This window comes from Streptomyces sp. LS-MS-L19 (genome assembly GCF_058382285.1).
On sequence record NZ_JBYCLL010000001.1, the window covers coordinates 9747352 to 9773832 of the forward strand.

Consider the following 26481-nt stretch of genomic DNA (forward strand, 5'->3'; position numbering starts at 1 on the left):
TCCGGAGGGGCGCCCGGGTTCCCGCACGAGTACCGGAAGATGGAGCCGTGGAAGAACGGGGAACGACCACAGGGGTACGCGACCGGTCGGCGGCGGACATGTCGCATACGGCGGACGATGGCGGCGGACGGTCCCGTCGTGCCGAGCGCATCATGTCCGCCGTCAACCGCGAACCGCTGACCGCACCGCACCGCACCCGCAACGACGCGGTCCTCGCGCTGGGCGTGGCCGTGTTCGCCGTAGCCATCACCCTGACGGGCGGCGAAGGGACCCGGCCCGACCATCTCAGCTGGATGCTGCTGCTCGCCGGGCACGTGCCCCTCGTATGGCGGCGGCGCAGTCCGTTGGTGGCCCTGCTCGGGGTCGTGGCGTGCATGGCCCCGTACTACGCCTTCGACTACAACCCCGCCCTGCCCGCCCCCGCCATCGTCCTGGCGCTCTACACCGTCGCGGCGACCGGCACCGTACGCCGCACGCTGCTCACCGGTGTCGCCGTCCTCGGCCCGACAGTGATCAGCAACGGCCTCACCAACCAGGAGGGGGCTGGGGAGTCCCTGGAGATCTCCGGCTGGATCATCGCGGTGCTGTTCATCGGGATCGCCGTCCGCTACTACCGTTTGTACGTCGCCTCCATCGTCGAGCGGGCCGAACGGGCCGAACGCACCCGGGAGGAGGAGGCCAGGCGCCGCGTCGCCGAGGAGCGGCTGCGGATCGCCCGTGACCTGCACGACCTGCTCGCGCACAGCATCACACTCATCGGCGTGCAGACGTCCGTGGCGGCCCACGTCCTGGCCGCCGACCCCGAGCGCCTCGACCGCGAGGCGGTCGCCCAGGCCCTGGAGGACATCGCGGGGACCTGCCGGACCGCCCGGGGGGAACTCCGTACGACGCTGGAGGTGCTGCGGGCGCACGACACGGCCGCGGGAGCGGACTCGGACCCCGGATCGGGGTCCGGTTCTGTCCCCGGGCCCGAGGACATGCGCGGGCCGCTGCCCGGGATCGACGGACTGGCCGGTCTCGCGGAGACCGGCCGGGTGGCCGGGGCCAAGGTCGAACTGTCCGTCCGCGCGGAGGACATCCCGCCCTCCGTGGGCGCCGCCGCGTACCGGATCGTGCAGGAGGCGCTCACCAACGCCGTACGTCACGGTGGCCGCGAGGACCTCACCGTCCGGGTGGGCCTGTGGACCGCGGACGGCGCACTGCGGGTGAGTGTCAAGGACGACGGTACGGGCGGCGGGGTGGGCCCGTCCGACGGCCCGCCGGGATTCGGACTCATCGGAATGCGGGAGCGGGCCCGGAGCGTGGGCGGCACCCTGAACGCCGGTCCGGCACCCGCAGAGGGCTTCGAGGTGACCGCCACGCTGCCGCTGTCCCTCGAGGACGGGGTTCGATGACCATCCGCGTACTGCCGGCCGACGACCAGAACCCAACTCTCCGTCGCCGCACGGGCATCGCCCTGTTCGGTGCGCAGAAGGCCACGCGTTTCGCTCACGCAGGGGGCCCAAAGGCTGCCCCATCCGCGATGGGCGGCGGGTACGGGGACACGCGCACAGCGTTACGCGTCGACTCCCCGCGGCTCGCGTGAGGCTGTGAGGTTTTCTTGACCCAGCGGTGACGTTGAGAAGGCGATTCGGGGGCACAGGAATCCGGCACGGTCCATGCGTGCGGCAGGAGGAACCAGTGGCCGGTCATGAGGTGTACGCCGTCGGCGCGTCGTCGGCGGTGGCAGCGATTCTGCTCGTGCGATGGTGGCTGGCGGGCCGGAACAGCAGCCCATGTACTGCCGCCGCGTACCGCCGTGCATCCCGACGGGCGACGCTGAGGGATGCCTGGCGCATGGGCTCCGCCACCACCGAAGCCGGGCAGCGCCCGCCGACGGATGCGCCGGGCGCTCAGCGGACGGTACGGGAGGCCGAAGACCTCGTGCGGGGCTATTGGCTTCAGATCAGTCCCCTCTACCTGTCCCAGCATGATCGCCATCCGTACTGAGCTCCGTCGTCCGACCACACAGAGCCGACGGCATGAAGAGCGACGACCCGGTCTTCCTGAGCACCCTCAAGGCAGGCCGCGAGGCATTCACGGCACGCCATCCGGGGGCCACCGGACACCGACGGCGCGCGAGTCCTTCGCAGCGTCCTGATGAAGCCCGAGTCGGGCCTCAAACCGGACGTCAGGCCTCGGCCGGCGTGAGGAAGTCGGGGAAGTAGGACGCGCGGGAGAACAGCGGGATCAGGAGGGTCCGTACGTCGGATCCCAGCTTCCGGTTCGCGATGGCGGCGCGGGCGTCGCGGTACCAGGCGGCATGGGCCCAGCGCCCGGCCTGGGACTGAAGTGAAGTCCTCCGCTACGTCCGGTGGCGGAGAGGCGTCATGCGTACGGCCGAGCCGTCATCCCGGTATCAGGGCGGCCACCTCCGCCCGTATGGCGGGCAGTTGGGACCAGACCGTGCCCGGGCAGTCGGTGGCCGCCCAGTCGAGGTGACCGCCAATGACGGGCGCCGCGCGGGTGACGCCGTTCACCGGATTGCGGTAGAGCACCTTGCCCGCCGGGACGAGCGCGTGACGCCCCACGAGGTCTGCCAGGAGCTGGACGAGTGCGGTACGCGCGGCGGTCGTCGGGGGAGTGGTCGTGAACGTGCCCAGCAGGGCGATCCCGAGGTTCCCGCTGTTGTATCCCTGGACGTGCGCGCCGGTGACCATCCGCCCTGTCGCATCGTGGGCTGCCGTGCCGTCGGTACCGGACCAACGCCCCTCGTACACCAGGCCGTTCCTGCCGATCAGGAAGTTGAACCCGATGTCGCCGTAGCCCTTGCCCACGGTGTCATTGCGGTAGATCGCCCGCACCACGTCGGCCGGATCGGGATCGGTGCTGCCGTCGTCGGTGTGGTGCACGGTGAGCGTCTGGACCGGGTAGTACTCCGGCGGCCAGATCTCCGTACCGCCGGCGGTGTACCGCAGGGTCTCGTCCGCGCCCCACGCGGCGCGCGAGCGCACGGTGTACGCGGCGGAGGCGGCGGCAGCCGCAGCCGCGGGCGGCCGGGGTACGACGCTCAGCGCTCCGGCGGCTCCGAGGGCCCCCAGGAACACGCGGCGCGGCACCAGGGGCACCGGGCGGGAGAGGCGTCGGGAGCCTGCGGGGTTCGGGTCCGTCATCGCGGGGGTCCTCCTGTGCGTGGTCCGGGCCGGTCGAAGCTGTCCGCTTCCTCACACGGAAGCGGACAGCCGTTGGAACGAAGGAGCGCCGACCGCGGGCCTACAACGCGCAGGCGACCTTGGGGCTGTAGAGACGGGACCAGGTGCTGGGTCTTCTGGCCGTAGTCCCCGTCCACGTCGATCCACATGGGGTAGTTGCTGTAGAAGTCGATGAGGGACTGCACCTGGCGGACGTTGTTGCCCTTGTCACCGGGGTGGACCGTGGGCCTGGCGCTGTCGGCGATGTAGTTGCAGTTGTCCTCGGCGGCGGTGGCGCCGAGCGGAGGGCGCGCCCGCGAGGACTCCTCCGGCGGCGAGTGCGAGGGTGCCGAGCAGGAGGGCTGAACGGTGGGTGCGCATGTCGTCTCTCCCGATGCGAGAGGTTCCTGTGACGGAAGAAAGACTGCGCGGTGAGACGACGACCGGTCCACGGTATTCGAACAGCCCGAAAGGACACAGGTCACGGCTGCCAGGCCGGACGGCCACGTCAGCGGGGCCCCTCCCGCGCCAGGAATTTCACGATGCCTGCCGTGGCCCCGGAGCTCGCGGCGCCGGGACCACCGTTTGTGCGGACGGAGCCCGGGCCTACAGGTAGTACCAGTCCACGGCAACGTCCTCGCCGCCATAGCCGGTGTCGATGACGGACACGGTGATGACCGGGTTGCCCTTGGTCTTGCCGCCGACGTACCAGCACTTGATGTACTGGGAGCCGCGCTTGGGCGGGCACGACTGGTCCGAGCGGTAGCCGACCTTTCTGCCGTTGACGGTCTGGACGGAGGCGGCGAGGAGATGGAAGCCGTCCCACTTGGGGTCGGATCCCGCGCCATCGCAGGCGGTCAGCTTGGCCCCGGTCGAGGCGTCGCCCGTCGAACCCGCGGCCTGCTGAGTGCCGTTGTAGAAATGGGTGGAAGCGCAGTTCGCCAGCCGCTTCACCTGCGTCGCACGCCAGCTGAAGTCGCCGCTCCACTGCACCTGCGGGTCCGCCAGGGCCGTTCCGGCGGTGATGCCGAGCACGAGCGCCACGCTACCCACGACCGTGCTGACGAGGGCCGCGGTCTTTGTCGTGAGGGAGCGCCTGGAAGTCGCTGTTGCCATAATCCCGCTCTTTCCTGTGGGGGAGGAAACGATGACTGAAAGAGAAGATGTCTGGCCCGATGAGCGCTCGCGTGACGTGATGATGATTGACCAATTACAAGTTGATCTTTCTTCGACCGGGTCAGGCGTGAGCCCCCGTTGCCCAGATCTTTGCCCTCGATCGTTCCGGCCGGTGAAGGGCGGCGCCGACCCTCACGGCACGACACATCCCCTCCCGGCCCGTGCCCCCTGCGGGGGCGCGTCCTCCCGCTCGACCTGCCCCGCACCGTTGTGAAGGCGACCGCCCCGGATTCGCTTTGATGAGCCTGCTCAAGTGATGTGCAGCGACGCGGGGCTGTCGGCTGTCTCGGGGCGCGGCCCGCCGCGTTCTGGAGGTCGCCTCCGTGGCCGGGCATCTGCCCCGACGCGACCGCGTTCGACGGGGAGCTGGTCGGGAACGGCCGCCCCGCGATCGTGCGGCTCCCACACCGGCTGCGCGCCCGCAGCGCCGGCGCTGCCCGGGCGGCACCCTTTCCTGTGTGGCCAATCGAGTGATCCGCGGCTTCCTTCACCGAAGCTCTCGGACGTGCACCGCATCACGGTTCACCGGGCGGAGACTGATTCGTGGCCGAGCTGAGCAGTCGGCACAGTGCCAGCAGACGTCCACTCCCGAGTGCCGGGCTGACGCGCCGCGCCGGCCCACCGGGTGCCCGACGTCAGCGGCGGCCGCTCAGGATGATCTTCCAGACGCGCGTTGCCACCTGCAGATTGAGCCGGGTGTCCACATCCGCCAGGTCGCGGTCGCCGATCTCACGGATGCGCTGCAGCCGGTAGCGCAGGGTGCTGCGGTGGACCGTCAGGGCGGCGGCCGCTTCGTCGTAGTTGCCTCCGCAGTCGAAGTAGCGCGAGAGCGTCTCCACCAGCTCCGTGTCGTGGCCGGCGTCGTAGTCGATCAGGGGGCCGAGCCACTCCCGCACGAAGTCCTCGAGCTCCCGGAGATCGTTTCCGGGGCCCAGGATCCGGTACAGCCCGAGGTCGTCGAAGAAGGTCGTCCCGCTGCGCTGGCGGGAGTTCTGCCGCACCTTCAGGGCCCGCAGCGCCTCCTGATAGCAGCGCGGAACACCGCCCGGGGAGTCACAGCGGGTGCTGACCCCGATCGCTCCGTCGGCCGTCCCCAGCTCATGGGCCAGTGCCGCGTGCACGGCATCGTCGTCGGGCCTCTCTTCGGTCAGTACGACCATCCGGTCGCCGCGACGGGTGATCAGCGGCCGGGTCGCCGTGGTGGCCGTCGCTTGTTCGACGGCGCGGGTGGTCGCCTGCTCGAGGGCGCGGGTGAAGGAGTCGTCGGCGCCGTTGCCCGGCCAGTGCACCACGACCACGTAGTGGGTACGTTGCAGGTCGTGGCCGACGGCTTCGGCCCGGGCGTAGGCGCTCGCCTCGTCAGTGCCCTCCAGCAGGTCGTCGATCAGCTGGCGGCGCAGCCGCAGTTCGACCTCGGTGAGTTCGCGCAGGTGCATGAGCTCCTGGGCGAGCGAGCGTTGGGCTTGATCCAGGGCGAACATGGTCTGCTCGTCGGCCATCGCCCCGGGGTCATCGAGGGCGAGTACGCCGAGGAGGTCGCCGCGCGGCCGGACCAGGGCGATCAGCCGGTCCTTGAACCTGACCGGGCCCGCCTCACGCATGACCTGTTGCAGCATCTCTTCCTGATGGGTCGAGGACCGCACCGGATAGGGGTCGGGCCGGTCGGGACCGGCCCAGGACCTCAGGTTGCCGAACCGGTCCTCGATGAGTGCCGACAGCCCGGTGAGTTCGTACAGCGCTTCGGTGATGGCGTCCTCGCCGCCGCCCCGGGCAGCGACACGGGCGAGGGTCTCGTGCACGCTCCTCTGCAAGTGCAGCTTGGAGCGCACGGTGTCCAAGCGCTGCAGTGCGACGTCCCGTTCGGTGCGGAGTCGGACCAGTTCGCCGGTGCCCTCGTGCTGCGAGGCGCGCGTGGCCGCCAGTGACAGGGCCGCCGATGTGAGTCCCACAAGGCTCGCGAGGAGGAACTGCCCCTGCTCATCGGGCCCGGAGGGGGAGGAGATCACGAGGTAGCCGAGCAGACAGCCGGCCCCGCGGAGGCCGAACGCCCAGTTCCAGGATCGCTCCGGAAGGGATACGGAGCCGTCGGCCTCGCCGAGCTCCGTCATCTGCACGTCGTCGACCGTCGGCGCTCCCGCGTCGCGGTCTGCAACGCGGGACAAACCGTCGCCCGTCGCGAGGTATCCGGCCTCGGCGCGGTAGGGGCCGAGAATACTGACCTGCCGCATGGCCAACCGCACGATCTCACTCTGCTCCGCGCAGGTGAACAGGGCGTGGGACAGCACCAGCAGTCCGTGGGGGTCCAGCGCCGCGAGCGGACGGGGGTCGTGCCGTTGGGTGCCCGCGGTGTCTCCCGCATGGCCGGTCACGTCCTGGTCGGGGACGTGAGGCGACAGCTTCTGTGACGGACGGCAGGCCATAGATCACTCCCATCTCCGGTCATCGGAGGCGATCATGCGAATCGTGGGATCCACGCCTGGGCGAGCTCTGAGTACCCAGCCCGGGCAGGACCATCCGGCTTGTCTGGATTCTGCCTTGTTCTCCTGGACCGACCGAGGACGCCGAATTCTGACCTGCCGGGTGCAGGCGGACCCCGCTGCTCTGTTGCCACGCTGGGCGCGTCAGCGATCGACGGCGCACCGGGGACGGTGGCAGGAAGGACTGGCTGATGAACGAGCAGGCCCGCAGGACCATCGCCTCGTACACGACCTACCAGGAGGCGGAACGCGCCGTCGATCACTTGTCCGACAGGGGTTTCCCCGTCGAGAGGGTGGCCATCGTCGGGCAGGACGTGCGCCTGGTCGAGCAGGTGACCGGCCGCATGGGACTCGGCGGGGCCGCCCTGCACGGCGCGGCGAGCGGCGCCCTGCCCGGCGCACTGATCGGATGGATTTTCGGGCTGCTGAACTGGGTGGACCCGGTCGTCTCGGGGCTGCTCCTCGCCTTGTACGGGCTGATTTTCGGAGCACTCGTCGGCGCACTGTTCGGCCTGCTGGTGCACGCGGCCCAGCGTGGCCGCCGGGACTTCGCCTCGGTGAGCTTCATGCAGCCCAGCCGGTACGACGTCGTCGCCGACGAGGCGGTCGCCGACGAGGCGGTGCGGCTGCTGGCCGAGCTGCCCAGCGGGACCAGTGCCGGCACCAGCAGCGGGGCATGGAAGGGCAGCCGCCCGCGGAGCGGTCCCGCCACCACCTGAGCGGATGCGGAAGACGGGCGCGGCTCCGAGGGAGAACGGGGGCGCCTGTCACGGAAGGAGTTCCTCATGGCCAAGGCAGTAGGCATCGACCTGGGCACCACGAACTCGGTGATCGCCGTCTGGGAGGGCGGCGAGCCGACGGTCGTACCCAACAGCGAGGGCAACCGGACGACGCCGTCCGTGGTCGGCTTCACCGACACCGGCGAGCGCCTGGTGGGCCAGCTGGCCCGACGGCAGGCGATCCTCAACCCCAAGGGCACCATCTACTCGGCCAAGCGGTTCATCGGCCGGCACTTCGACGAGATCTCCGAAGAGGCCAAGGCCGTCGCGTACGACGTCGTCGAGGGCGACGGCGGGGCGGCCCGCTTCAAGGTGCGCGACAAGCTCTACGCGCCCGAGGAGATCAGCGCGCAGGTGCTGCGCAAGCTCGCCGACGACGCCTCCAAGCAGCTGGGAGAGCGGGTCACGGAGGCGGTCATCACGGTGCCCGCCTACTTCAACGACGCCCAGCGCACCGCCACCAAGGACGCCGGACGGATCGCCGGCCTGGAGGTGCTGCGGATCATCAACGAGCCGACCGCGGCAGCCCTCGCCTACGGCATGGACAAGAAGGAGCACGAGACCGTCCTCGTCTTCGACCTGGGCGGCGGCACCTTCGACGTCAGCATCCTCGACGTCGGCGACGGTGTGGTGGAGGTGCGCTCCACCGCGGGCGACAGCCATCTGGGCGGCGACGACTTCGACCGCCGGCTGGTCGACCAGCTCGCCGACGGCTTCCAGAAGGAGAACGGCATCGACCTGCGCAAGGACCCGCAGGCCCTGCAACGACTCTTCGAGGCCGCCGAGAAGGCCAAGACCGAGCTCAGCTCGGTGACCCAGACACAGGTCAGCCTGCCGTTCATCACCGCCGACGCCTCCGGGCCCAAGCATCTGACCACGACGATCATGCGGTCCACGTTCGAACAGATCACCGCCGACCTGGTGGAGCGCTGCCTGGGCCCGGTGCGCCAGGCCATGGATGACGCCAAGGTCAGTGACAAGGACATCGACGAGGTCATCCTCGTCGGCGGCTCCACCCGCATCCCCGCCGTCCAGGCCCTGGTGCGCCGCCTGACCGGCGGCAAGGACCCGAACATGAGCGTCAACCCCGACGAGGTCGTGGCGATGGGCGCCGCGATCCAGGCCGGGGTCCTCAAGGGCGAGGTCAAGGACGTCCTGCTGCTCGATGTCACTCCGCTGTCGCTGGGCGTGGAGACACGCGGCGGCGTGATGACGAAGATCATCGAGCGGAACACCACCATCCCGGTACGCCGCTCCGAGACCTTCTCCACCGCCGAGGACAACCAGCCCGCCGTCGACGTCGTCGTCCTCCAGGGCGAACGGGAGAGGGCCGCCGACAACCGGGTCCTGGGCCGCTTCCAGCTCACCGACATCCGCCCCGCGCCGCGCGGAGAGCCGCAGATCGAGGTCATCTTCGACATCGACGCCAACGGCATCCTCAACGTCACCGCACGGGACAAGGACACCGGCAAGGAACAGGGCATCACCATCAGCGAGAGCTCCAACCTCGACCGCACCGAGGTCGAGCGGATGGTGCAGGAGGCCGAGCGCAACCAGGGCGAGGACAAGGCCCTGCGCGAGGCGGTCGACGCCCGAAACGAACTGGACGCCATCGCCTACCAGGTCGAGAAGCGCCTCGGCGAGCTCGGCGACGCCGCGCCCGCACACGAGAAGGCCCGCGCCGAGATGCTGGTGTCCGAGGCCCGCGAGGCCGTCAAGAACGAGGTCGGCGCCGACCAGGCCCGGCCTCTGACGTCCGAGCTCCAGCAGGTCTTCGCGGCGCTCGCGTCCCACCAGGCGGGAACCGCCGCGGGCGGCCCGGCGGGCACCGGCTCACCGGACGGATCCGGTCCCGGCGGAGCCGCGCCGGGCGGCGCCGGGGGCGACGACGACGTGATCGACGCCGAGTTCGACAAGAGCTGAGGCGCCATGCCCATCCCACACCGGAGCACAGAGCCCGACCCGGCACCGGAGGGCGCCGTACAGCCGCCGCGCGGGGACCTCGAGCAGCCCGGACCGCCGACCGACCAGGCCGAACCGGGGCCCGACGCCGCAACCGGCACCGCCGCCGACCCCGGCGACGCGTACGCGGCCGCGCTGCGCGAGGCCGAGGACGGCTGGCGCCGCGCCCTGGCCGACCTCGACAACCTCCGCAAACGCCATACCAGGGAGCTGACGGGACAGGCCGCGTCCGAACGCGCCCGTACGGCTGCCGCCTTCCTGCCCGTCATCGACAACCTGGAGCTCGCCCTGAGCCACGCGGCCGCCGACCCCGGCGCGATCGTCGAAGGGGTCCGGGCCGTGCGTGACCAGGCCGTGAACGTCCTGGAGCGGCTGGGCTACCCGCGCCATGCGGAGACCGGCGTGCCGTTCGACCCGGCCCGGCACGAGGTGGTCGGCGTGGTCCAGGAACCCGACGCCGATCCGAACACCGTGGTCCAGGTCCTGCGACCCGGTTACGGGGACGCCGAGCGGCAGCTGCGGCCTGCCGCCGTGACCGTCGCCAAGCGGGAGTGAGCGGCCATGGCACGCGACTTCTACGAGGTGCTCGGTGTTCCGCGCACCGCCGACCGGGACGAGATCCAGCGGTCCTACCGCACCCTCGCCCGCCGGTATCACCCCGACGTCAACAAGGACCCCGAGGCGGAGGAGCGGTTCAAGGAGATCAACGAGGCCTTCAGCGTCCTGTCCGACCCGGAGCAGCGAGCCCGCTACGACCGCTTCGGCGAGGACTTCCGGAAGATCCCGGAGGACTGGGAGGAACGGGTCGGTGCCGGCGCGGGCGCGGGAGCCGGCGGTGGCTTCCGGTGGTCCACCGGGGGCGGCCCCCGGGTCCGGTACGCCACCAGCGGCTTCGGTGGCGAGGGCGTCGATGTGGACGACCTGTTCGGCTCGTTCTTCGGGGGCGCCGGACGGATGCGTGTCCCCGGAGCCGACCAGGAGGCCGAACTGCCGCTCACCGTCGAGGAGGCCTACCGCGGAGGCCGCCGCGCCGTCACCCTCGCCGGGCCCGACGGGCAGCGGCGCTACGAGGTGGACGTACCGCCCGGCGTCATCGACGGCCAACGCATCCGGCTGGCGGGCGAGGGCGGCCGCGGCGGCGGCGACGGTTCCGCGGGGGATCTGTATCTGCGGGTGCGGATCCAGCCGCACCCCCGGTTCCGCCTCGAGGGCCGGGACGTGTACGTGCAGCTTCCGGTCACCCCCTGGGAAGCCGCGCTGGGCGCGACCGTGCCGGTGCCCACGCCGAGCGGTGACATGGCGAAGGTGACCGTGCCCGCCGGATCCTCCAGCGGACGGCGCCTGCGGCTGCGCGGCGAGGGCATGCCGGGCCCGCGCGGCGCGAACGGAGACCTGTACGCGGAGCTGCGGGTCATGGTGCCGCCCCGGCTGAGTGACCGGGAGCGCGAACTGCTGGAGGAACTTGCCGCTGTCTCCCCGTTCGACCCCAGGAGGACGTGATGAGCGACCGACCGGCCAAGGCCCGCCCGTCCCACGCACGCACGACCGAGGTGGGCGCGCGGTACGCGATCGTGCCCGTGCCCGGGCTCTCCCTGGAGACCGTGGCCCGGCGCTCAGGCCTCCATCCCGATCTGATCCGCCGGTTCGTCGCCCTCGGACTGGTGGACGCCGGGTCTGACGCCTCAGGGAGGTTGGCGTTCGCCCCCTCGGCCCCGGCCGCCCTGGCCCGCATCCAGCGATTGCGCACCGGGCTGTGCCTGAACTACGCATCCCTCGGTCTGGTGCTCGACCTGCTCGACCGCATCAGCCTGCTCGAAGCCACGCTGCGGCGTGCAGGCATGAGGAGTGATCTTCCACCATGGACATGAACCGCCTGACCCAGAAGTCACAGGAAGCCCTGCAGGAGGCGCAGAGCGCCGCCGGCAGTCTGGGCCACACCGAGGTCGACGGCGAGCATCTGCTGCTCGCCCTCCTGGACCAGGAGGAGGGCCTGATCCCTCGGCTGCTGCAGCAGGCGGGCACCGAGCCCGAGGAGTTGCGCGCGGCCGTACGCGAGGAACTCTCCCGCAGGCCCAAGGTGACCGGCCCGGGCGCGGCGCCCGGGCAGGTCTACGTCACCCAGCGCCTGGCCCGGCTGCTGGACGCGGCCGAGCGGGAGGCCAAACGCCTCAAGGACGAGTACGTGTCCGTGGAGCACCTGCTGCTGGCCCTGGCGGAGGAGGGCTCGGCGACCGCCGCCGGGCGGCTGCTGAAGGAGCGCGGCGTGACCCGGGATGCGTTCCTCGGCGCGCTCACCAAGGTCCGCGGCAACCAGCGGGTGACCTCGGCCAACCCCGAGGTGGCCTACGAGGCCCTGGAGAAGTACGGCCGCGACCTGGTCCTCGAGGCCCGGTCCGGGAGGCTCGACCCCGTCATCGGCCGGGACGCCGAGATCCGCCGGGTCACGCAGATCCTCAGCCGCAAGACCAAGAACAACCCCGTCCTGATCGGCGACCCCGGCGTCGGCAAGACCGCCATCGTCGAGGGCCTTGCCCAGCGCATCGTCCGTGGTGACGTGCCCGAGGGCCTGCGCGACAAGATCGTGTTCGCCCTCGACATGGGCTCCCTGGTCGCCGGCGCCAAGTACCGCGGCGAGTTCGAGGAACGCCTCAAGGCCGTGCTCAGCGAGGTCAAGGCCGCCCAAGGGGGCATCCTGCTCTTCGTCGACGAACTGCACACCGTCGTCGGCGCGGGCGCCGCCGAAGGGGCCATGGACGCGGGCAACATGCTCAAGCCGATGCTCGCGCGCGGCGAACTGCACATGATCGGCGCCACCACCCTCGACGAGTACCGCAAGCACATAGAGAAGGACGCGGCCCTCGAACGCCGGTTCCAGCAGGTCGTGGTCGACGAGCCGGACGTGGAGGACACCATCTCCATCCTGCGCGGACTGCGCGAACGCCTGGAGGTCTTCCACGGCGTCAAGATCCAGGACACGTCGCTGGTCGCGGCGGCGACGCTCTCCCACCGCTACATCACCGACCGGTTCCTGCCCGACAAGGCCATCGACCTCGTCGACGAGGCCTGCGCCCGGCTGCGCACCGAGATCGACACCATGCCCGCCGAACTCGACGAGATCACCCGCCGCGTGACCCGCCTGGAGATCGAGGAGGCGGCCCTGTCCAAGGAGACCGACCCCGCCAGCAAGGCCCGCCTGGAGGAACTGCGCAGGGAACTGGCCGACCTGCGCGGCGAGGCCGACGCCAAACACGCCCAGTGGGAGGCCGAACGTCAAGCGATCCGCCGTGTGCAGGAGCTGCGCCAGGAACTGGAGCAGGTCCGCCACGAGGCGGAGGAGGCCGAACGCACCTACGACCTCAACCGCGCCGCCGAACTGCGCTACGGCCGCCTCCAGGACCTGGAGCGCCGGCTCGCCGCGGAGGAGGAGCAACTGGCCACCAAACAAGGGCAGAACCGGCTCCTGCGCGAGGTCGTCACCGAGGAGGAGATCGCCGACATCGTCGCCGCCTGGACCGGCATCCCCGTCGCCCGCCTCCAGGAGGGCGAACGCGAGAAACTGCTGCGCCTCGACGAGATCCTGCGCGAGCGCGTCATCGGCCAGGACGAGGCCGTCCAGCTCGTCACCGACGCCATCATCCGCGCCCGCTCCGGCATCCGCGACCCACGCCGCCCCATCGGCTCGTTCATCTTCCTCGGTCCCACCGGCGTCGGGAAGACCGAGCTGGCCAAGACCCTCGCCCGGGCCCTGTTCGACTCCGAGGAGAACATGGTCCGCCTCGACATGAGCGAGTACCAGGAGCGGCACACCGTCAGCCGCCTCATGGGCGCACCGCCCGGATACGTCGGCTACGAGGAAGGCGGCCAGCTCACCGAGGCCGTGCGCCGCAAGCCGTACTCGGTCGTCCTGTTCGACGAGATCGAGAAGGCGCACACCGATGTCTTCAACACCCTGCTGCAGATGCTCGACGACGGCCGCATCACCGACGCTCAGGGCCGCACGGTCGACTTCCGCAACACCGTGATCATCATGACCTCCAACATCGGCTCCGAGTACCTCCTCGACGGCGCCACCGCCGACGGCGACATCAAGCCGGACGCCCGCGCGCTGGTGATGGGCGAGCTGCGCGGGCACTTCCGCCCGGAGTTCCTCAACCGCGTCGACGACATCGTGCTGTTCAAGCCGCTCGGTGAGCGGCAGATCGAGCGGATCGTGGAGCTGCAGTTCGACGAGCTGCGGCGGCGGCTCGCCGAGCGCCGCATCACCGTAGAACTCACCGAGGCGGCCCGGAAGCTGATCGCCCACCAGGGCTACGACCCGGTGTACGGGGCCCGGCCGCTGCGGCGTTACATCTCCCACGAGGTCGAGACCATGGTCGGGCGCGCCCTGCTGCGCGGTGACGTCCAGGACGGCGCGACGGTCCGCGTCGAAGCCGAACACGGAGAACTGGTGGTCACCTACGACAAGCCCGAGGATGTGAAGGAGGCGAGGGCGGCATGAGCACCCTGCAAGCCACCAACGTCGTCTGCCCGCACTGCGGGCGCACCAACCGGGTGCCGGTGGCCGCCGAGGGCCGCCCCACGTGCGGCAACTGCAAGCAGCCGCTGCCGTGGATGGCCGACGCGGGCGACGACGACTTCACCGAGGTCGTCGAGCAGGCCACTGTGCCCGTCGTGGTCGACCTGTGGGCCACCTGGTGCGGCCCCTGCCGCATGGTGAGCCCCGCGCTGGAGCAGGTCGCCACCGACCTTGCAGGAACGATCAAGCTGGTCAAGGTCGACATCGACAAGAACCCGCGGCTGGCGCAGCGGTTCGAGGTCCAGGCGGTACCGACGCTGCTGGTCCTCGACAAGGGACAGACCATCGCCCGCCAGGCGGGTGCCGCACCTGCCCCTGCCCTTCGGCGGTGGGTCGAGCAGTCGATCGCGGCCCGGAAGGAGTGATCCGCATGACCCTGCACGCAGATCCCCACCTCGCGCTGGTCCGCCCGGTTCAGCCGCTGACCCCGGAAGGGTGTCAGGAGTGCCTGCAGCTCGGTTCCCCCTGGGTCCACCTCAGGCTCTGCCTGACCTGCGGCCATGTCGGCTGCTGCGACTCCTCACCGAACAAGCACGCGCGTAAGCACGCGGCGGCCGACGCCCATCCGATCGTGCAGTCGTTCCAGCCCGGCGAGGACTGGCGGTGGTGCTACGTCCACGAGGCGTTCGTGTGATGCCCGGCGACGAGACGCGGCCCGGCGCGCCGCCGGTGCCGGACGAGGCGCAGGAGCCTGACGAGGCGCAGGAAAGCGTCCCCTTCGAGACTCCCGACATCTACGGCGCCTATCCCCGCCTGAAAGACGACCAGATCGCCCGCCTTGCGCAGCACGGCCGGCGGCGTGCGGTCGACGCCGGTGACGAGCTGATCCGGGAGGGGGAGCGGTGCGAGACGTTCTACGTCGTCCTCAGTGGCTCTGTCGCCATCGTCGAGAACTACGGCACGCCCGACGAACACCTGCTGCGTGTGCACGGACCCGGCCGCTTCATCGGCGAACTCGGCCTCCTGAACGGACAGGTGGCGTTCTACACCGCTGTGGTCAGGGACCCCGGCGAGATCCTCGCCCTGTCCATGGACCAGCTCCGTGACCTGGTGACCCGGGACGCCACCCTCGGTGACGTGGTGCTGCGCGCCTGCCTGGGCCGCCGTGCTCTGCTCGTCGGGCAGGGCGCCGGTTTCCGCATCATCGGCTCGCGCTACTCGCCCGACACCCGGCGGCTGCGCGAGTTCGCCGCCCGCAACCGACTGCCGCACCGCTGGATCGATCTCGAGACGGACAAGGAGGCCGAGGCACTGCTGCGCCGCTTCGGCGTCGGTCCGGAGCAGACACCGCTGGTGATCTGGCGGGACACGACCCTGCTGCGCAATCCGAGCAACGCCGAACTGGCCCGGTTCATCGGCCTGCCGGCCCTGGAACCGGGCAACGGCCGCGGCGACCTCCTCATCGTCGGCTCCGGTCCAGCCGGTCTGGCCGCCGCGGTGAACGCCGCCTCGGAAGGCCTCGGCACCACCGTGGTCGAGGCACTGGCCACCGGCGGCCAGGCCGGGACGTCGTCCCGCATCGAGAATCTGCTCGGCTTCCCTTCGGGCATCTCCGGCGCCGAACTCACCGAGCGCGCCGTGCTCCAGGCGGAGAAATTCGGCGCCCGGATCAGCGTCCCGGCGGAGGCGGCCCGGCTCGAACGGCGGGACGACCACTACGCCGTCGCCTTCGCCGACGGCAGCGAGGTCACCGCCCGTACCGTCGTCCTGGCCACCGGTGCCCACTACCGCCGCCTCCGTGTGCCCGGCATCGAGCCGTTGGAGGGCACGAGCGTCCACTACTCGGCGACCCTCTACGAGGCCCAGCAGTGCCGTACCGACCCGGTGGCGGTGGTCGGCGGCGGCAACTCCGCGGGCCAGGCGGTGCTGTTCCTGGCCGGATACACACCGCAGGTGTATCTGCTCGTCCGTGGTCCGAGCCTCGACGCACACATGTCCCGCTATCTGATCGACCAGATCGAGCGCCACCCGCGAGTGCGCGTGCTGCTGCGCACCGAGGTGACCGAGGCACTGGGCGACAAGACGCTCGAGGGGGTCACCGTGATCGACCACCGTACGGGCGAGCACCGCCACCTCGACGTGCGGGCCCTGTTCGTCTTCACCGGCGCCGACCCGCACACCGACTGGCTGTCGGACGTGCTCGCCCTCGACGCGCGCGGCTTCGTGCTCACCGGCGCGGAGGCGCAGGCCTGCTCCGTTCCCGAACTGTGGCAGAGCCAGGGCCGCGACTGCCTGACGCTGGAGACCAGCCTGCCCGGCGTCTTCGCCGCCGGCGATCTGCGCAGCGGCTCGGTGAAGCGCGTGGCCTCCGCGGTCGGCGAAGGCGCGATGAGCATCCACTTCGTGCACCGCTACCTGGGCCACACCGCCGCGCCCGGCAACACCGACACCTCCCCGCACACCCGTCCGAAGCAGTCCGCCTGGCTCGCATGACGCCCGGCGGGCGACGACATCACGAGAAGGAGGCGATGGCCATGGCCACGCCCGTCCGGCGCCACCACGGTGCCGCAATGCAGGACAGGCCCGTCGGCTGGGCACGCAATCCACTGACGGAGTTCGATCAACTGCTCAGCGAGATGAGCGGGTTGATGGAATCCACGGTGGGAGGCGCGGCGCCCGCAGTCGCGTGGACACCCCTGGCGGATGTCACGGAGTCCGACGACGCCTTCCACGTCGAGATCGAACTCCCCGGCGTCAAGAAGAAGGACATCAACGTCGAAGCGAACGGCCAGGAGCTGGTGGTCACCGGCGACATCAAGAAGAAGGAACGCAAAGGCGTCCTGCGCCGGAGCACCCGCCGTACCGGGTCCTTCGAGTACCGGCTGCGGCTGCCCGGAGAGGTCGACACCGAGAAGATCAATGCGCAGATCTCGGACGGGATGCTCACCGTCACCGTCCCCAAGGCCGAGGTCGCAAGGCCCCGGCACATCGAGATCAGCGAGACGAGTGAAAGCACCGAGAGCAGCGGCTGAGTTGCGAACGCCGTGGAGCCGGACACACCGTCCGGCTCCACGGCGGAGCCTGAGGGAGGCAGCGATGAAATACGACGGATTCCTCGCCCGTGTGCGCGAACGAGGCGAATACAACGATCAGCAAGAAGCCGCGGATGTCACCAACTCCGTGTTGCAGGTCCTGGCCCAACGCATCAGCCCGGGAGAGGTCAAGGACCTCGCGTCCCAGCTGCCCGATCCGCTTGGACACGTTCTGAACGAGGCAACGCCTCAACAGGCGCAGAGCTTCGGAATCGAGGAGTTCTACCGCCGGGTCGCCGTGCGCACCGGTGCCCGGCCGCGCACGGCGCAGTGGGATGCCGGTGCTGTCCTGACCACCGTCGCCGACGCTGTCACCGGTGGAGAACTGAACCAGATCATCAGCCAACTCCCCTCCAGTTACGCGGTGATGTTCGGCAAGGCCGACCTCGCGGACTGAGCGGTCCGACCGAGCGGTCCGGCGGCTGAGTCACAGCAGGAGGTCGAAGACGGCTCGGGCCTCGTCCCAGTGCTGGGTCTGAGGGTTCTTCAGGTCGGGGTGGAGGATCTTGAAGCTCTGGGCAAGGGCCAGGCTGAGCCCGCCGATGATGTCCGGATAGGCCGCCTCGGTCTCCTCGTCGGGCGTGCGGTCCAGAGCGGGATGAGTGGCGATCTGCTCCAGGATCGGCTTGAGTTCCACTTCCTGGTCGATCTTCCGGAAGCGATGAATGCTCTCCTGCAGACCTTTTGTGATCGGCAGGTCACAGGTCAGGATGACGTCGCGCCCATTGGCCTTGGCGGTGGCCTGGGCGACGGTCAGGAGATCGTAGAGCTTGGCATCGACGAAGTCGCTGTAGCGCTTGAGATCGTTCTTGTCGACGTCCAGCCCCGCGGCCGCGCGGAAGAACCTTTCGAACCTGGCGATGGACATCACGGTCATGACAGTAACCTCCGGCTGCGGACGTCGGGGTGGCCCCCGGCCCTCTGGGCTTTCCAGTCAGCCTGGCCGACGGGGTGCGCGAACGCATGCGTATGCCGGGCCCAATTTGCCTCCCTGCATTGCCCTGCCAGGCCCAGGCGTCCGACTGCCCGGGAGTTCGGACGGAGGTGCGGCCTCGCGTGGAGGACGCCCACAGGTATGGCTGCGAGAGCGACGACTCGTAGTAGACCGGCCGTGGAGAACGGCACCCGGACGCGCCTGCGGCATCACCGCTCACCGCTGGCCGACGTACCGGGAATTGCACGGCGGCCGCGGCCGACGCGACCCGGCCGGGCATTCCGGCTAGGCTCGCACCCGTGAGGTGGCTGCGGACCTTCGCGGAGGTCGTGCGATCAGGGCTCACGATCGAGGAGACGCGGCTGGAGCCCCTGCTCGCGCTGCGCACGGCCGCCGGGGTGGCGATCGTCGTCGGGTCGGCGCTGTGGCTGGCCTCCCCCGCGTACGCCGCGTCCGCCGCCCTCGGTGCCTACTCCGCGGGTGGAGCCACCTTCCAGCGCACCTGGCGTCCGCGCAAGGTGATCGCGCTCGGTGCGGGCGCGGGTCTGGCACTCAGCACCTTCGTGGGTTACATGGCGGCGGGGCGACTCGTGACGTTCCTCCCGCTGCTGGCCGTATGGGCCTTTGCCGCGGGGATGGCGTGGGCCCTCGGATCGACCGCCGGGATCGTCGCCGCGACGACGGTCGGCAGCATGCTGGTGACCATCACCCTGCCCACGAGTGTGGGGCGAGCCCTGGAGCACGCCGGGGTCATCGCACTCGGGGGCGTGGTGCAGGCCATCCTGATCCTGCTGTTCCCGATCCGCCGTTGGGGGGCGCATCGTGACGCGCTCGCCGACGCCCTGGCCGCCGTGGCGGACCACGCCCGTCGGCTGCGGCACGACCCCACCGCGCCGTTCGAACCGGAGCCATTGATGACGGCCCGGGACGCGGCCGCCGTGACGCCGTCACAGGCTCGCACGCGTCCCCCCGTCCTGCACGGCCCCCGGGGCCTCGCCGAGCACATTCTGCCGGTGATCGCCGCGCTCGCCGACCCGGACGTCGGCGCCCCGGCAGAGGGGCCCGGACGGGACCGCGCACGGGAATTGCTCGACGCGGCCGCCGACGTCCTGGACGCGGCCGCCCGTACGGTCCGACACGGCACTCCCGCCGAGGTGCCGGCCGGGGCAGCGGAAGTCCTGCACATCGACGAGGACCACGAGGTGCTGGAGGGGCCCGCGCGGCAGGCCGCCGAGCGGCTCGTGGAGCTGCTCGGCGAGGCGTTGGAGATCGCCGGGAGCGGCGGGAAGCGCGACGAGGCGCCTCCACCGCACGGACCCGCGAGTGCCCATTTCCTGGTGCGCCCGACCATGTTCCGGCTCCTCCCGGTCGTCGTCCGGGCGGTCCGCCGTGAGCTCCGCGTGGACTCGCCCGTCTTCCGGCACGCCGTCCGCCTGGCGGCGGTGGCCACGCTCGGCTACCTGATCGCTTCCCGGCTGCCCCTGAACCACGGCTACTGGGCGCCCATCGCCTCGGTGATGGTGATGCGGCCGGACTTCCACCGGACGTACGCGCGTGCGGTGGCCCGTCTCGCCGGGACCCTGGCGGGAGTCGCGCTCGCCACCGGGATGGTGCGGGCCCTGGGACCGGACGCCCAGGTGTTCGGCGCGCTGGCGGTGGTCTCGGCGGCCCTGTCGTACACGCTGATCCGTACCGGCTACGCCTACTCCCAGTCCTTCACTGCCGCCTACGTCGTCTTCCTGCTCGGCATGGGCGGCCAGGCTTGGGAGCAGACAGTCCCGGAGCGGGTGGCGCTCACCCTGATCGGCGGGGTCCTGGCCATGCTGGCGTACGTGGTGTTCCCCGCATGGGAGACCCCCCGGTTGCCGGCCCGACTGGCGGACTGGCTCGCCGCCAACGGCCGCTACGCGGCCGCAGTGCTCCGCAGCTACGCCGAACCGACCCGGGAGCATCGCGCCGCCATGCGCAGGGCGCTGCTGGCGAGCAGGGAGGCACGTGCCGCCTGGCGGGAGGCCTACGACCAGGCACGGCAGGAACCGGTCCGCCCCAGAGGTCTGACGTCGCGCGAGGCGGAGGAGGCGGAGGAGGCGCTCAAGGGGTTCGACCGGGCGGCGATGGTCCTGGAGAGCCACGTCCCGCAGGGCGACAGCCGTTTCGCCCCCGAGGCGGAGCGGCTCGCCGAGGCCCTGGAGGCAGACACCGCACAGGCGGCAGTCGACGTGCGCGAGCACAGGAATCCGGACTGGGGGCGGGTGGAGGAGGCGCTCCACGCCTGGCAGGGCGCCGCCAGGGACCCGAGCCCCGTGCTACGGCGCGGCGCTGAACTGCAGAAGCGGGCCTTGGAGGATCTCGCTACAGCCGTCAGCCGCACACCCTTGGAACGGGACGTGGGCTCCGCTCGCGAGGAGCAGCGAGTGCGGGCGGCCGTGGCTGCGGAAGGCGACGGATCAGGACCAGCGCACCCGGGCGGATGACAACGCCGGCGACACGGAGCGCCCCGCCTGCTGGAGCGGGAAGCGGTCTCCTGGCCGTGCCGAGGGTCGACGAGGAACTGCTTCCCCCCAGGACCCCGCACGCGAGCAGCCCGAGTCTCAAATCCGGATGCCTGGGCCTGTCCCGCGCTCCGGCGGACGTCTTGGCCGCCGCGGCCATCAGGCTCATCACTGGCAGGACCTGGCAGGACCTGGCAGGTCGTCGGCGCTGAGTCCCGGGGCGTCCGCAACCTGCCGAGTTCTTACCGCTGGCGCGCAATGGCGGAGACTCCGCGTCGCCGGAGTGGCGCGAAGCGATGCGGGGAACCTGTACGGGGCCCGTTGCTGTGCGGGCGGGCGCACCGCGCCGGAGGACGCCGCGCGTGGACTGGAGGTGTGTGATGAAGGCTGACCGCTCCCACGAGAGCCGTGAGGGTCACGTACTGGTCCTCGATGCCGGTTCTTCGAGCCTTCACATCGCCCTGTTCGCGGCGGACGGTGAACGAGTGGCCGCTCGACACGCTTCGCAGCCCCCGGGGCCTGCTGCGGCGGCGGAACTGCGGAACTTCCTCAGCGAGGTGCCCGCTCCTGCGGCGGTCGGTCACCGCATCGTCCACAGCGGTCCGCATCTGACTGGACATACGCTGATCGACGCACGCGTACGGGCTCTGCTGGCGGACGTCGCCGATCTCGCGCCGCTGCACGTGACCCCTGCCCTGCCTGTAGTCGATGCCGCCCGGGAACTCCTGCCTGACGTTCCTCATGTCGCCTGCTTCGACACGGCCTTCCACAAGGATCTTCCGGTACAGGCGCGCACCTACGCCGTGCCGGAGCGATGGCGAGCCGAATACGGGCTGCGCCGGTACGGCTTCCACGGGCTTTCCTACTCCTGGGCACTGCAGAGGACGGCGCAGGCCCTGGGCCGACCCGTCGACGACCTCCAGGTCGTACTCGCCCACCTGGGCGGTGGCTGCTCGGCCTGCGCTGTCCGCAACGGACGCAGCGTGGACACGACCATGGGCCTCACTCCGCTGGAAGGCCTGGTGATGAGCCGGCGCAGCGGCAGCCTCGACCCCGGCGCGCTGCTGTGGCTGCAGCGGCGGCACGGTCTGAGCACGGACGAATTGGATGACGCTCTCCACCGGCAGTCCGGTCTGCTCGGCCTCTCCGGTACCTCGGGAGACACCCGGGACCTGGTGCGCGCCCGCGCGGAGGGTGATGCCTCGGCCGCGCTGGCGCTGGCGACGTTCACACTCAGCTGCCGCAGAGGCATCGCCTCGATGGCCGCCTCGCTGGACCGGCTGGACGCGCTGGTCTTCACCGGTGAGATCGGCGAGGACCAACCCGAGGTCCGCGAGGAGATCTGCTCGGCCCTGACTGTTCTCGGTGTTCGGGGCGGGCTGCTCGTCCCCGAACTGGATGAGCTGATGCGGGAAGGCATCCGACGCATCGATCAGCCGGGGAGAGGTGTCCCGGTCCTCGTGGTCGCAACCGGCGAGACACAGCAGATCGCCGCCGAGACCCGCGGGGTGCTCGACATGTGACTGGCCAAGGTACTGCCGGCACATGGGTACTCGCCTGGCCCCTTGAACTACTCCGACAATCCCCGTGATCGTCACAGGCTTCCACGCCAGCCGCACCCACAAGCTCACACCCGGCCAGAAGCACGCCAACCGCGTCCTCGCCGTCGGACGGGCACCGGTCGAGCGCGGCTTCGTCCGTCTCAGGAACTGACGGCGCAGACTCCCGCCCACGACCGGCGTGAGCACCCCGAGAAGCGGTCACACCAGTCCTTCGGCCTGCGACTACACATTGGCTGAAACCCATGGTCGACCGGTGGGGTCGCCCTCGAAATGGTCTTCAAGCTCGTCGAATCCGCCCAAGCCCGCTGGTGGGCCGTGAACGCGCCCCACCTCTTCGTCGAACGGCCCGAAGCACAAGGCCTCAATGGCCGCAACAAGCGTGCATATGACGTGTCTTAACCCAAGGCTGTCGCGCGGGCCCAATACTCGCGGACCACCGCCAGGTCGTGTTCGAAGACCTCGTCGCCACGACGGCTGGTGAAGATCCCCGGGATCGCGAGCGATCGTCCCCTTGCCCGATGCACGCGCACCTCCCACCATGTCCCGCCGCGCGTCTGGTGACTCTTCGACTCAATCTTGGTGATCTCACTCCACGCTATGGATCTGCGACTGACGAAGGTGGAGAACTGCATCCGGTCAGGCGCGAGGAGCGTTCGGCCATATCCGCGGTTGATCATGTAGAAGAGTGAAGCCAGCCAAACGGCGCCGACCACGCCGGCCCACCACCAGCGGCCCGTCGTGGCTGTCGCCTGCGTCGCCACCGCCATGCCCGCGAAAAGCAGCGTCGAGACCGCGGTCCACCACCAGTTCCTACGCCGGGCGGCGACATCGAGACCGATCCATATCTCCGGCACGCGCTGATGCTACAGACAGCCAGGATGAGACCCCATCCGCATTCCTTGACAAGGCCTCGTGCGCTGGCAACCGCTGCACGTGATGCTGAGTGCGTACGCGTTGCGCAGGGGCCGCGGCTGTTCGGCGTCCGTTTCATGCCGTGTGGGCCAGCCAGCGCTGCAGGGTGGTGTTGATGCTGGAGGGCAGGGTGCTGAGTTGGTCGATGGCGTCGCGGTCTTCGGGCCGCGGCGGGACGCCGGCGGCGGTCAGCGCCGCGTGCAGGGCCAGGCGGCGCTGGTCGCGGGGGGTGATGAGGATGCTGAGGCGCTCGGCGGGGTTGGGCGGTGGCAGCAGACAGTCCGTGTCCTGGCCGGCCACCGGAGGCCAGGGGGTCTGTGCCGGGTCGGCGGCGTAGGGGTCGACGAAGGCCTGCGGCGTGTGGTGGTCGGGGGCGATGCTCACGTAGGTCTCCTCCAGCGTCGGGTGGATGTGCAGGGGGAGAGCCCCGCATGGCTGTCTGCGGTTGCGGTTGGCGGGCGATGTCACGCTGACAGCGTCATCGGCGGCTCATCGTCTTCTCCGACCAGCACAGCGGCAGGCGGACCGCGCGTGAACCGCTGAGGTGGCGTGTCCTGGCAACAAGCGGGGCTGCTCGCGGCCGGAGCCTTGAGTCCTTCGAAGCCACGCCGTGGCCGTGCAGTTCGCCCCGCATCGTCGCCGTGTGGGGATCCCCATAGCAGCTGGAATTCCTCGCTCACGCCGAGGCGCTGGCGCACAGTGTCGGCGTAGCACCCCGCAAGAGGTACGGGCCGGCCCGCGTCTGTAAGCATGCGCAGTTCACCGACGCCCAATGAGCGAGAGCATCGGCACCATCGATCGGTGACACCTCACGGAACCGGGTGGCAGGCACTCCGCATGCGTGTCACGGGCGGGATCCTCCGCTGCGGCCACCCGATCCGAACTCCCCACCACCAACCACACATCATGGCATCCTGCATGAAGTCCGCTCCGCCGTGAGCGACAGCGCTCACGCCTCCAGGAGCCGGCGCTTCTGTTCCGCGAACTCGGCCTCGGTGAGTACACCTTGGGTCTTGAGCTCACCCAGCTGCTTCAGCTGTTCGATCTTGCTGGTCATGTCGGGGGCCGCCGGAGCCGCCGGCGGTGCGGCGTAGGACGGCGCTTGGGGTTCCTGCTGGGCCGCCCATCGTCCCTGCTGTCGGCGACTCACCCGGTTCGACACGGCGGTCGCCGTTCCGGCGACGACGGCGGTGCGCGCGACCCCGCGGAGGAGACCTGGCATGGCTGTGTCCCTTCAGTCCGTCAGCTGCCCGTCCTCTGTGCGTCAGCAGCCCGTACGTGTCGTCGGCCGTCGTTCAGCCGGCGGTCTCGATCGCGTCGAGGGCGGCGACGACCGAAGGCACCGGGATCCGCCCGGAGGCGATCATCCTGGCCCCGCCCCGGCGCAGGGCGGCGGCGAAGGGTGCGGCCCACCGGTTCTCGTAGAGCAGGATGCCGGCGGAACAGCCGGGCTCCAGCGCTTTGGCGGCCTCGCCGATGTCGTCCTGGCCGAGCAGTCCGGAGGAGGCTCCCTCGAAGACGGCGAGGTCGAGTTCGCCGTCGCCGGTGAAGTCGCCGATCTCCAGGCCTGCCACCGAACCGTCGTCGTCCTTCCTGATGAACACGAGGTCCAGGATCCGGATGAGTCCGCGGTCCACCAGGTCGACCAGGATGGGCAAGCCCTCGCCCGTCATCCGGTTGCCGGGGAACTCGACGACCAGATAGTCGATCGGACCCACGTCTTCGAATTCGTCGCTCACGGCGTCACCTCTGGTGCTCGTGGCTGTCGTCGCCCCTCGTGGCCCTCGCCCCGGAGCTCCCTGACCCCATTGCATCACCGCGGCCCGGCACCCGCACCTCGGTGTGGCGTTCACCCGTCCGCTCCGCCCGGGTCGCGCCCGCCACGACGGGCGGTTGTGCTGCTGACCATGAGCGCTAGCGGTGACGAACAGCTCTCGGCCACGGAGCGCGGTGAACTGGCCGAGCTCCGGCAGCGGGTCCATGCCCTGGAGAGCTCCGGGCCGCCCCGAGCCGCCCGGCACCACCCGCTGCGGACACTCGGCTCGGTCGTGCTGATCCTGCTGGCCGCGCTGCTGGCGATGCTGTCCGTGGTCGCGGTATGGGCGAACAGCATCGTGCAGGACACCGACCGCTACGTCGACACCGTCGGCCCGCTGGCGAGCGACCCCGATGTGCAGAAGGCGGCCACCAACCGGATCACTGCCGCCGTGCTGGCCCAGATCGACGTGGAGGCGCTGGTCAAGCAGCTCACGGACGCCGCCTCGGCGAAGGGCGTGCCACCGAGGACGACGAAGCTGATCAACAACCTGGACGGTCCGATCGAGAGCGGCCTCAAGCAGCTGGTCAGCGGCACGGTGGAGCGGGTCGTCACCAGCAGTGCCTTCGAGACGGTCTGGGTCAACGGCAACCGCAGGGCGCACGCGGCGCTGGACAAGGCCCTGACCGGCCAGGCGGACGGCACCGTCAAGGTGGAGAACAACCAGGTCGTCGTCGACCTGGGCCCGATCGTCGCCCAGGTCAAGGACCAGCTGGTCGCCGCGGGCTTCTCGGCTGCCGCCAAGATCCCGGACGTCCACACGAACTTCGTGGTGTTCGCGTCGAAGGACGTCGGCAAGATCAGGTCCTATGTGCGCGTGCTGCAACTCCTCGGGGGCTGGCTGCCCCTCATCGCGCTGCTGGTCGCGGCGGCGGGTGTCTACGTGGCGTTCAACCGTCGGCACGCGCTGATCGGGGCCGCCCTGGCGGTGTTCGCCGCCATGCTGGTCCTCGGCATCGGGCTCACCGTCTTCCGCGACGTCTACCTCAACCACCTGCCGGCCGGCGTCTCCCAGTCCGCCGCGGGCTCCGTGTACGACGCCCTGATCAAGTTCCTGCGTGCCGGTATCCGCGCCCTCGCCGCGGTCGCCCTCTTCACCGCCATCGGCGCCTTCCTCGCCGGCCCGTCGCGGATCGCCGTCGTGACGCGCACGGGCTGCCGCAGGAGCATCGGCGCGCTGCGCGACGTGACGACCTCGGCGGGCCTGCGTCTCGGGGCGGTCGGGCGGTTCGTCCATCGCTTCAAGCGCTGGATCGGGGTGGCCATCCTGGTGGTCGCCGCGATCGTCCTGTTCACCTGGACCTATCCGACCATCGCGGTCGTGGTGTGGACGGCGGTGATCACCCTGGTCGCTCTCGCGATCCGCGAGTTCCTTGACGACGACGGCTCCACGCCACCGCCCGGCGCGGGCGGCGAGGACTTCAAGCCGGACTCCGACGCAGGACCCGGCAAGGCCGCCGGGGCCGCCGCGCACTGACTCGGCTCGCAGGGTGCCTTCCCAGGGACTACGTTGAGAGCTGGAGCCCGTCGTCGTCCCGCAGACGCAGGACCGCAGACGCAGGACCGCGGACGCGCTGTCGCAGGTCCGCGACC

25 protein-coding genes are annotated in these 26481 nt (G+C 70.5%); 17 read left to right on the forward strand and 8 right to left on the reverse strand.

All coding sequences use genetic code 11. From position 1 onward, the window contains the following. The first annotated feature begins 152 nt into the window (after positions 1-152). Together AC2XR2_RS43540 and AC2XR2_RS43545 are read left to right on the forward strand one after the other, a co-directional pair. Positions 153-1394 carry a sensor histidine kinase gene (locus tag AC2XR2_RS43540; protein ID WP_491518251.1) on the forward strand — a complete coding sequence of 414 codons (1242 nt, stop codon included), beginning with the start codon at positions 153-155 and terminating at the stop codon, positions 1392-1394. Positions 1395-1680: 286 nt separating this feature from the next. After that, on the forward strand, positions 1681-1989 hold the full coding sequence (locus tag AC2XR2_RS43545; protein ID WP_491518252.1) for a hypothetical protein: 309 nt from the start codon (positions 1681-1683) through the stop codon (positions 1987-1989). A gap of 398 nt (positions 1990-2387) precedes the next feature. Here AC2XR2_RS43545 and AC2XR2_RS43550 read toward each other — a convergent pair whose 3' ends face one another. The 3 genes from AC2XR2_RS43550 to AC2XR2_RS43560 all read right to left on the reverse strand — a co-directional run bounded on the left by AC2XR2_RS43550 (position 2388) and on the right by AC2XR2_RS43560 (position 6766). Beyond that, on the reverse strand, positions 2388-3152 hold the full coding sequence (locus AC2XR2_RS43550; RefSeq protein WP_491518253.1) for an N-acetylmuramoyl-L-alanine amidase: 765 nt from the start codon (positions 3150-3152) through the stop codon (positions 2388-2390). Positions 3153-3776: 624 nt separating this feature from the next. Continuing rightward, positions 3777-4286, reverse strand: coding sequence for a hypothetical protein (locus tag AC2XR2_RS43555; protein WP_491518254.1), 510 nt, complete (start codon positions 4284-4286; stop codon positions 3777-3779). Positions 4287-4981: 695 nt separating this feature from the next. After that, entirely contained in the window at positions 4982-6766 is a 1785-nt protein-coding gene (locus tag AC2XR2_RS43560) for a PucR family transcriptional regulator (RefSeq protein ID WP_491518255.1), read from the reverse strand. 248 nt (positions 6767-7014) lie between these two features. Here AC2XR2_RS43560 and AC2XR2_RS43565 point away from each other — a divergent pair, with 248 nt between their 5' ends. From AC2XR2_RS43565 to AC2XR2_RS43615, 11 genes are all read left to right on the forward strand, one after another. Further along, positions 7015-7542, forward strand: coding sequence for a YflT domain-containing protein (locus AC2XR2_RS43565; protein ID WP_491518256.1), 528 nt, complete (start codon positions 7015-7017; stop codon positions 7540-7542). 66 nt (positions 7543-7608) lie between these two features. Beyond that, positions 7609-9525 carry a molecular chaperone DnaK gene (gene dnaK, locus AC2XR2_RS43570; RefSeq protein ID WP_491518257.1) on the forward strand — a complete coding sequence of 639 codons (1917 nt, stop codon included), beginning with the start codon at positions 7609-7611 and terminating at the stop codon, positions 9523-9525. Positions 9526-9531: 6 nt separating this feature from the next. Next, positions 9532-10119, forward strand: coding sequence for a nucleotide exchange factor GrpE (locus AC2XR2_RS43575; RefSeq protein WP_491518258.1), 588 nt, complete (start codon positions 9532-9534; stop codon positions 10117-10119). 6 nt (positions 10120-10125) lie between these two features. Next, entirely contained in the window at positions 10126-11064 is a 939-nt protein-coding gene (locus AC2XR2_RS43580) for a DnaJ C-terminal domain-containing protein (protein ID WP_491518259.1), read from the forward strand. Beyond that, a complete protein-coding gene (locus tag AC2XR2_RS43585) occupies positions 11064-11432 on the forward strand; it encodes a chaperone modulator CbpM (RefSeq protein ID WP_491518260.1) in 369 nt (122 codons plus the stop codon). The genes AC2XR2_RS43580 and AC2XR2_RS43585 overlap by 1 nt, the downstream gene beginning before the upstream one ends. Then, positions 11423-14062 carry an ATP-dependent chaperone ClpB gene (gene clpB, locus AC2XR2_RS43590; RefSeq protein ID WP_491518261.1) on the forward strand — a complete coding sequence of 880 codons (2640 nt, stop codon included), beginning with the start codon at positions 11423-11425 and terminating at the stop codon, positions 14060-14062. The genes AC2XR2_RS43585 and clpB overlap by 10 nt, the downstream gene beginning before the upstream one ends. After that, a complete protein-coding gene (trxA, locus tag AC2XR2_RS43595; RefSeq protein WP_328484205.1) occupies positions 14059-14505 on the forward strand; it encodes a thioredoxin in 447 nt (148 codons plus the stop codon). Before clpB ends, trxA begins: the two co-directional genes overlap by 4 nt. A gap of 5 nt (positions 14506-14510) precedes the next feature. Next, entirely contained in the window at positions 14511-14774 is a 264-nt protein-coding gene (locus AC2XR2_RS43600) for a UBP-type zinc finger domain-containing protein (protein WP_491518262.1), read from the forward strand. Continuing rightward, positions 14774-16573, forward strand: a complete 1800-nt coding sequence (locus AC2XR2_RS43605; protein ID WP_491518263.1) for an FAD-dependent oxidoreductase — start codon at positions 14774-14776, stop codon at positions 16571-16573. Before AC2XR2_RS43600 ends, AC2XR2_RS43605 begins: the two co-directional genes overlap by 1 nt. Before the next feature lie 41 nt (positions 16574-16614). Then, a complete protein-coding gene (locus tag AC2XR2_RS43610; RefSeq protein ID WP_491518264.1) occupies positions 16615-17112 on the forward strand; it encodes an Hsp20/alpha crystallin family protein in 498 nt (165 codons plus the stop codon). A 64-nt stretch (positions 17113-17176) separates the two neighbouring features. Continuing rightward, entirely contained in the window at positions 17177-17569 is a 393-nt protein-coding gene (locus tag AC2XR2_RS43615; protein ID WP_491518265.1) for a DUF2267 domain-containing protein, read from the forward strand. Positions 17570-17599: 30 nt separating this feature from the next. On the opposite strand, the gene AC2XR2_RS43620 is transcribed toward AC2XR2_RS43615, so the two are convergent. After that, on the reverse strand, positions 17600-18049 hold the full coding sequence (locus AC2XR2_RS43620; RefSeq protein ID WP_491518266.1) for a DUF1931 family protein: 450 nt from the start codon (positions 18047-18049) through the stop codon (positions 17600-17602). A gap of 356 nt (positions 18050-18405) precedes the next feature. On the opposite strand from AC2XR2_RS43620, the gene AC2XR2_RS43625 reads away from it, so the two are divergent. The 3 genes from AC2XR2_RS43625 (at position 18406) to AC2XR2_RS43635 (ending at position 22311) form a co-directional block, all read left to right on the forward strand. Then, a complete protein-coding gene (locus tag AC2XR2_RS43625; protein WP_491518267.1) occupies positions 18406-20580 on the forward strand; it encodes an FUSC family protein in 2175 nt (724 codons plus the stop codon). A 503-nt stretch (positions 20581-21083) separates the two neighbouring features. After that, positions 21084-22121, forward strand: coding sequence for an acetate/propionate family kinase (locus AC2XR2_RS43630; protein WP_491518268.1), 1038 nt, complete (start codon positions 21084-21086; stop codon positions 22119-22121). A gap of 64 nt (positions 22122-22185) precedes the next feature. Beyond that, positions 22186-22311, forward strand: a complete 126-nt coding sequence (locus tag AC2XR2_RS43635; RefSeq protein ID WP_491518269.1) for a hypothetical protein — start codon at positions 22186-22188, stop codon at positions 22309-22311. 244 nt (positions 22312-22555) lie between these two features. Here the strand turns inward: AC2XR2_RS43635 and AC2XR2_RS43640 are convergent, their stop codons facing one another. The 4 genes from AC2XR2_RS43640 to AC2XR2_RS43655 all read right to left on the reverse strand — a co-directional run bounded on the left by AC2XR2_RS43640 (position 22556) and on the right by AC2XR2_RS43655 (position 24811). Next, positions 22556-23014 carry a hypothetical protein gene (locus AC2XR2_RS43640; protein WP_491518270.1) on the reverse strand — a complete coding sequence of 153 codons (459 nt, stop codon included), beginning with the start codon at positions 23012-23014 and terminating at the stop codon, positions 22556-22558. Between the two features lie 133 nt (positions 23015-23147). Continuing rightward, positions 23148-23540, reverse strand: a complete 393-nt coding sequence (locus AC2XR2_RS43645; RefSeq protein WP_491518271.1) for a hypothetical protein — start codon at positions 23538-23540, stop codon at positions 23148-23150. Positions 23541-24021: 481 nt separating this feature from the next. After that, complete coding sequence (locus AC2XR2_RS43650; protein WP_381301718.1) at positions 24022-24294, reverse strand: SHOCT domain-containing protein; 273 nt, start codon at positions 24292-24294, stop codon at positions 24022-24024. Positions 24295-24367: 73 nt separating this feature from the next. Then, positions 24368-24811: a DUF6325 family protein gene (locus AC2XR2_RS43655; protein WP_381301720.1), complete on the reverse strand. Its 444-nt coding sequence runs from the start codon at positions 24809-24811 to the stop codon at positions 24368-24370. Positions 24812-24979: 168 nt separating this feature from the next. Here AC2XR2_RS43655 and AC2XR2_RS43660 point away from each other — a divergent pair, with 168 nt between their 5' ends. Then, complete coding sequence (locus AC2XR2_RS43660; protein WP_491518272.1) at positions 24980-26365, forward strand: hypothetical protein; 1386 nt, start codon at positions 24980-24982, stop codon at positions 26363-26365. Positions 26366-26481 lie beyond the last annotated feature (116 nt).

What these genes read in the sequence shown, in the direction of transcription:
- AC2XR2_RS43605 (WP_491518263.1), top strand. Translation starts at nt 14,774, where the DNA reads ATGCCCGGCGACGAGACGCGGCCCGGCGCGCCGCCGGTGCCGGACGAG.
- AC2XR2_RS43610 (WP_491518264.1), top strand. Translation starts at nt 16,615, where the DNA reads ATGGCCACGCCCGTCCGGCGCCACCACGGTGCCGCAATGCAGGACAGG.
- AC2XR2_RS43575 (WP_491518258.1), top strand. Translation starts at nt 9,532, where the DNA reads ATGCCCATCCCACACCGGAGCACAGAGCCCGACCCGGCACCGGAGGGC.
- AC2XR2_RS43660 (WP_491518272.1), top strand. Translation starts at nt 24,980, where the DNA reads ATGAGCGCTAGCGGTGACGAACAGCTCTCGGCCACGGAGCGCGGTGAA.
- AC2XR2_RS43560 (WP_491518255.1), bottom strand. Translation starts at nt 6,766, where the DNA reads ATGGCCTGCCGTCCGTCACAGAAGCTGTCGCCTCACGTCCCCGACCAG.
- AC2XR2_RS43565 (WP_491518256.1), top strand. Translation starts at nt 7,015, where the DNA reads ATGAACGAGCAGGCCCGCAGGACCATCGCCTCGTACACGACCTACCAG.
- clpB (WP_491518261.1), top strand. Translation starts at nt 11,423, where the DNA reads ATGGACATGAACCGCCTGACCCAGAAGTCACAGGAAGCCCTGCAGGAG.
- AC2XR2_RS43550 (WP_491518253.1), bottom strand. Translation starts at nt 3,152, where the DNA reads ATGACGGACCCGAACCCCGCAGGCTCCCGACGCCTCTCCCGCCCGGTG.
- trxA (WP_328484205.1), top strand. Translation starts at nt 14,059, where the DNA reads ATGAGCACCCTGCAAGCCACCAACGTCGTCTGCCCGCACTGCGGGCGC.
- AC2XR2_RS43555 (WP_491518254.1), bottom strand. Translation starts at nt 4,286, where the DNA reads ATGGCAACAGCGACTTCCAGGCGCTCCCTCACGACAAAGACCGCGGCC.
- AC2XR2_RS43650 (WP_381301718.1), bottom strand. Translation starts at nt 24,294, where the DNA reads ATGCCAGGTCTCCTCCGCGGGGTCGCGCGCACCGCCGTCGTCGCCGGA.
- AC2XR2_RS43540 (WP_491518251.1), top strand. Translation starts at nt 153, where the DNA reads ATGTCCGCCGTCAACCGCGAACCGCTGACCGCACCGCACCGCACCCGC.
- AC2XR2_RS43600 (WP_491518262.1), top strand. Translation starts at nt 14,511, where the DNA reads ATGACCCTGCACGCAGATCCCCACCTCGCGCTGGTCCGCCCGGTTCAG.
- dnaK (WP_491518257.1), top strand. Translation starts at nt 7,609, where the DNA reads ATGGCCAAGGCAGTAGGCATCGACCTGGGCACCACGAACTCGGTGATC.
- AC2XR2_RS43615 (WP_491518265.1), top strand. Translation starts at nt 17,177, where the DNA reads ATGAAATACGACGGATTCCTCGCCCGTGTGCGCGAACGAGGCGAATAC.
- AC2XR2_RS43580 (WP_491518259.1), top strand. Translation starts at nt 10,126, where the DNA reads ATGGCACGCGACTTCTACGAGGTGCTCGGTGTTCCGCGCACCGCCGAC.
- AC2XR2_RS43620 (WP_491518266.1), bottom strand. Translation starts at nt 18,049, where the DNA reads ATGACCGTGATGTCCATCGCCAGGTTCGAAAGGTTCTTCCGCGCGGCC.
- AC2XR2_RS43585 (WP_491518260.1), top strand. Translation starts at nt 11,064, where the DNA reads ATGAGCGACCGACCGGCCAAGGCCCGCCCGTCCCACGCACGCACGACC.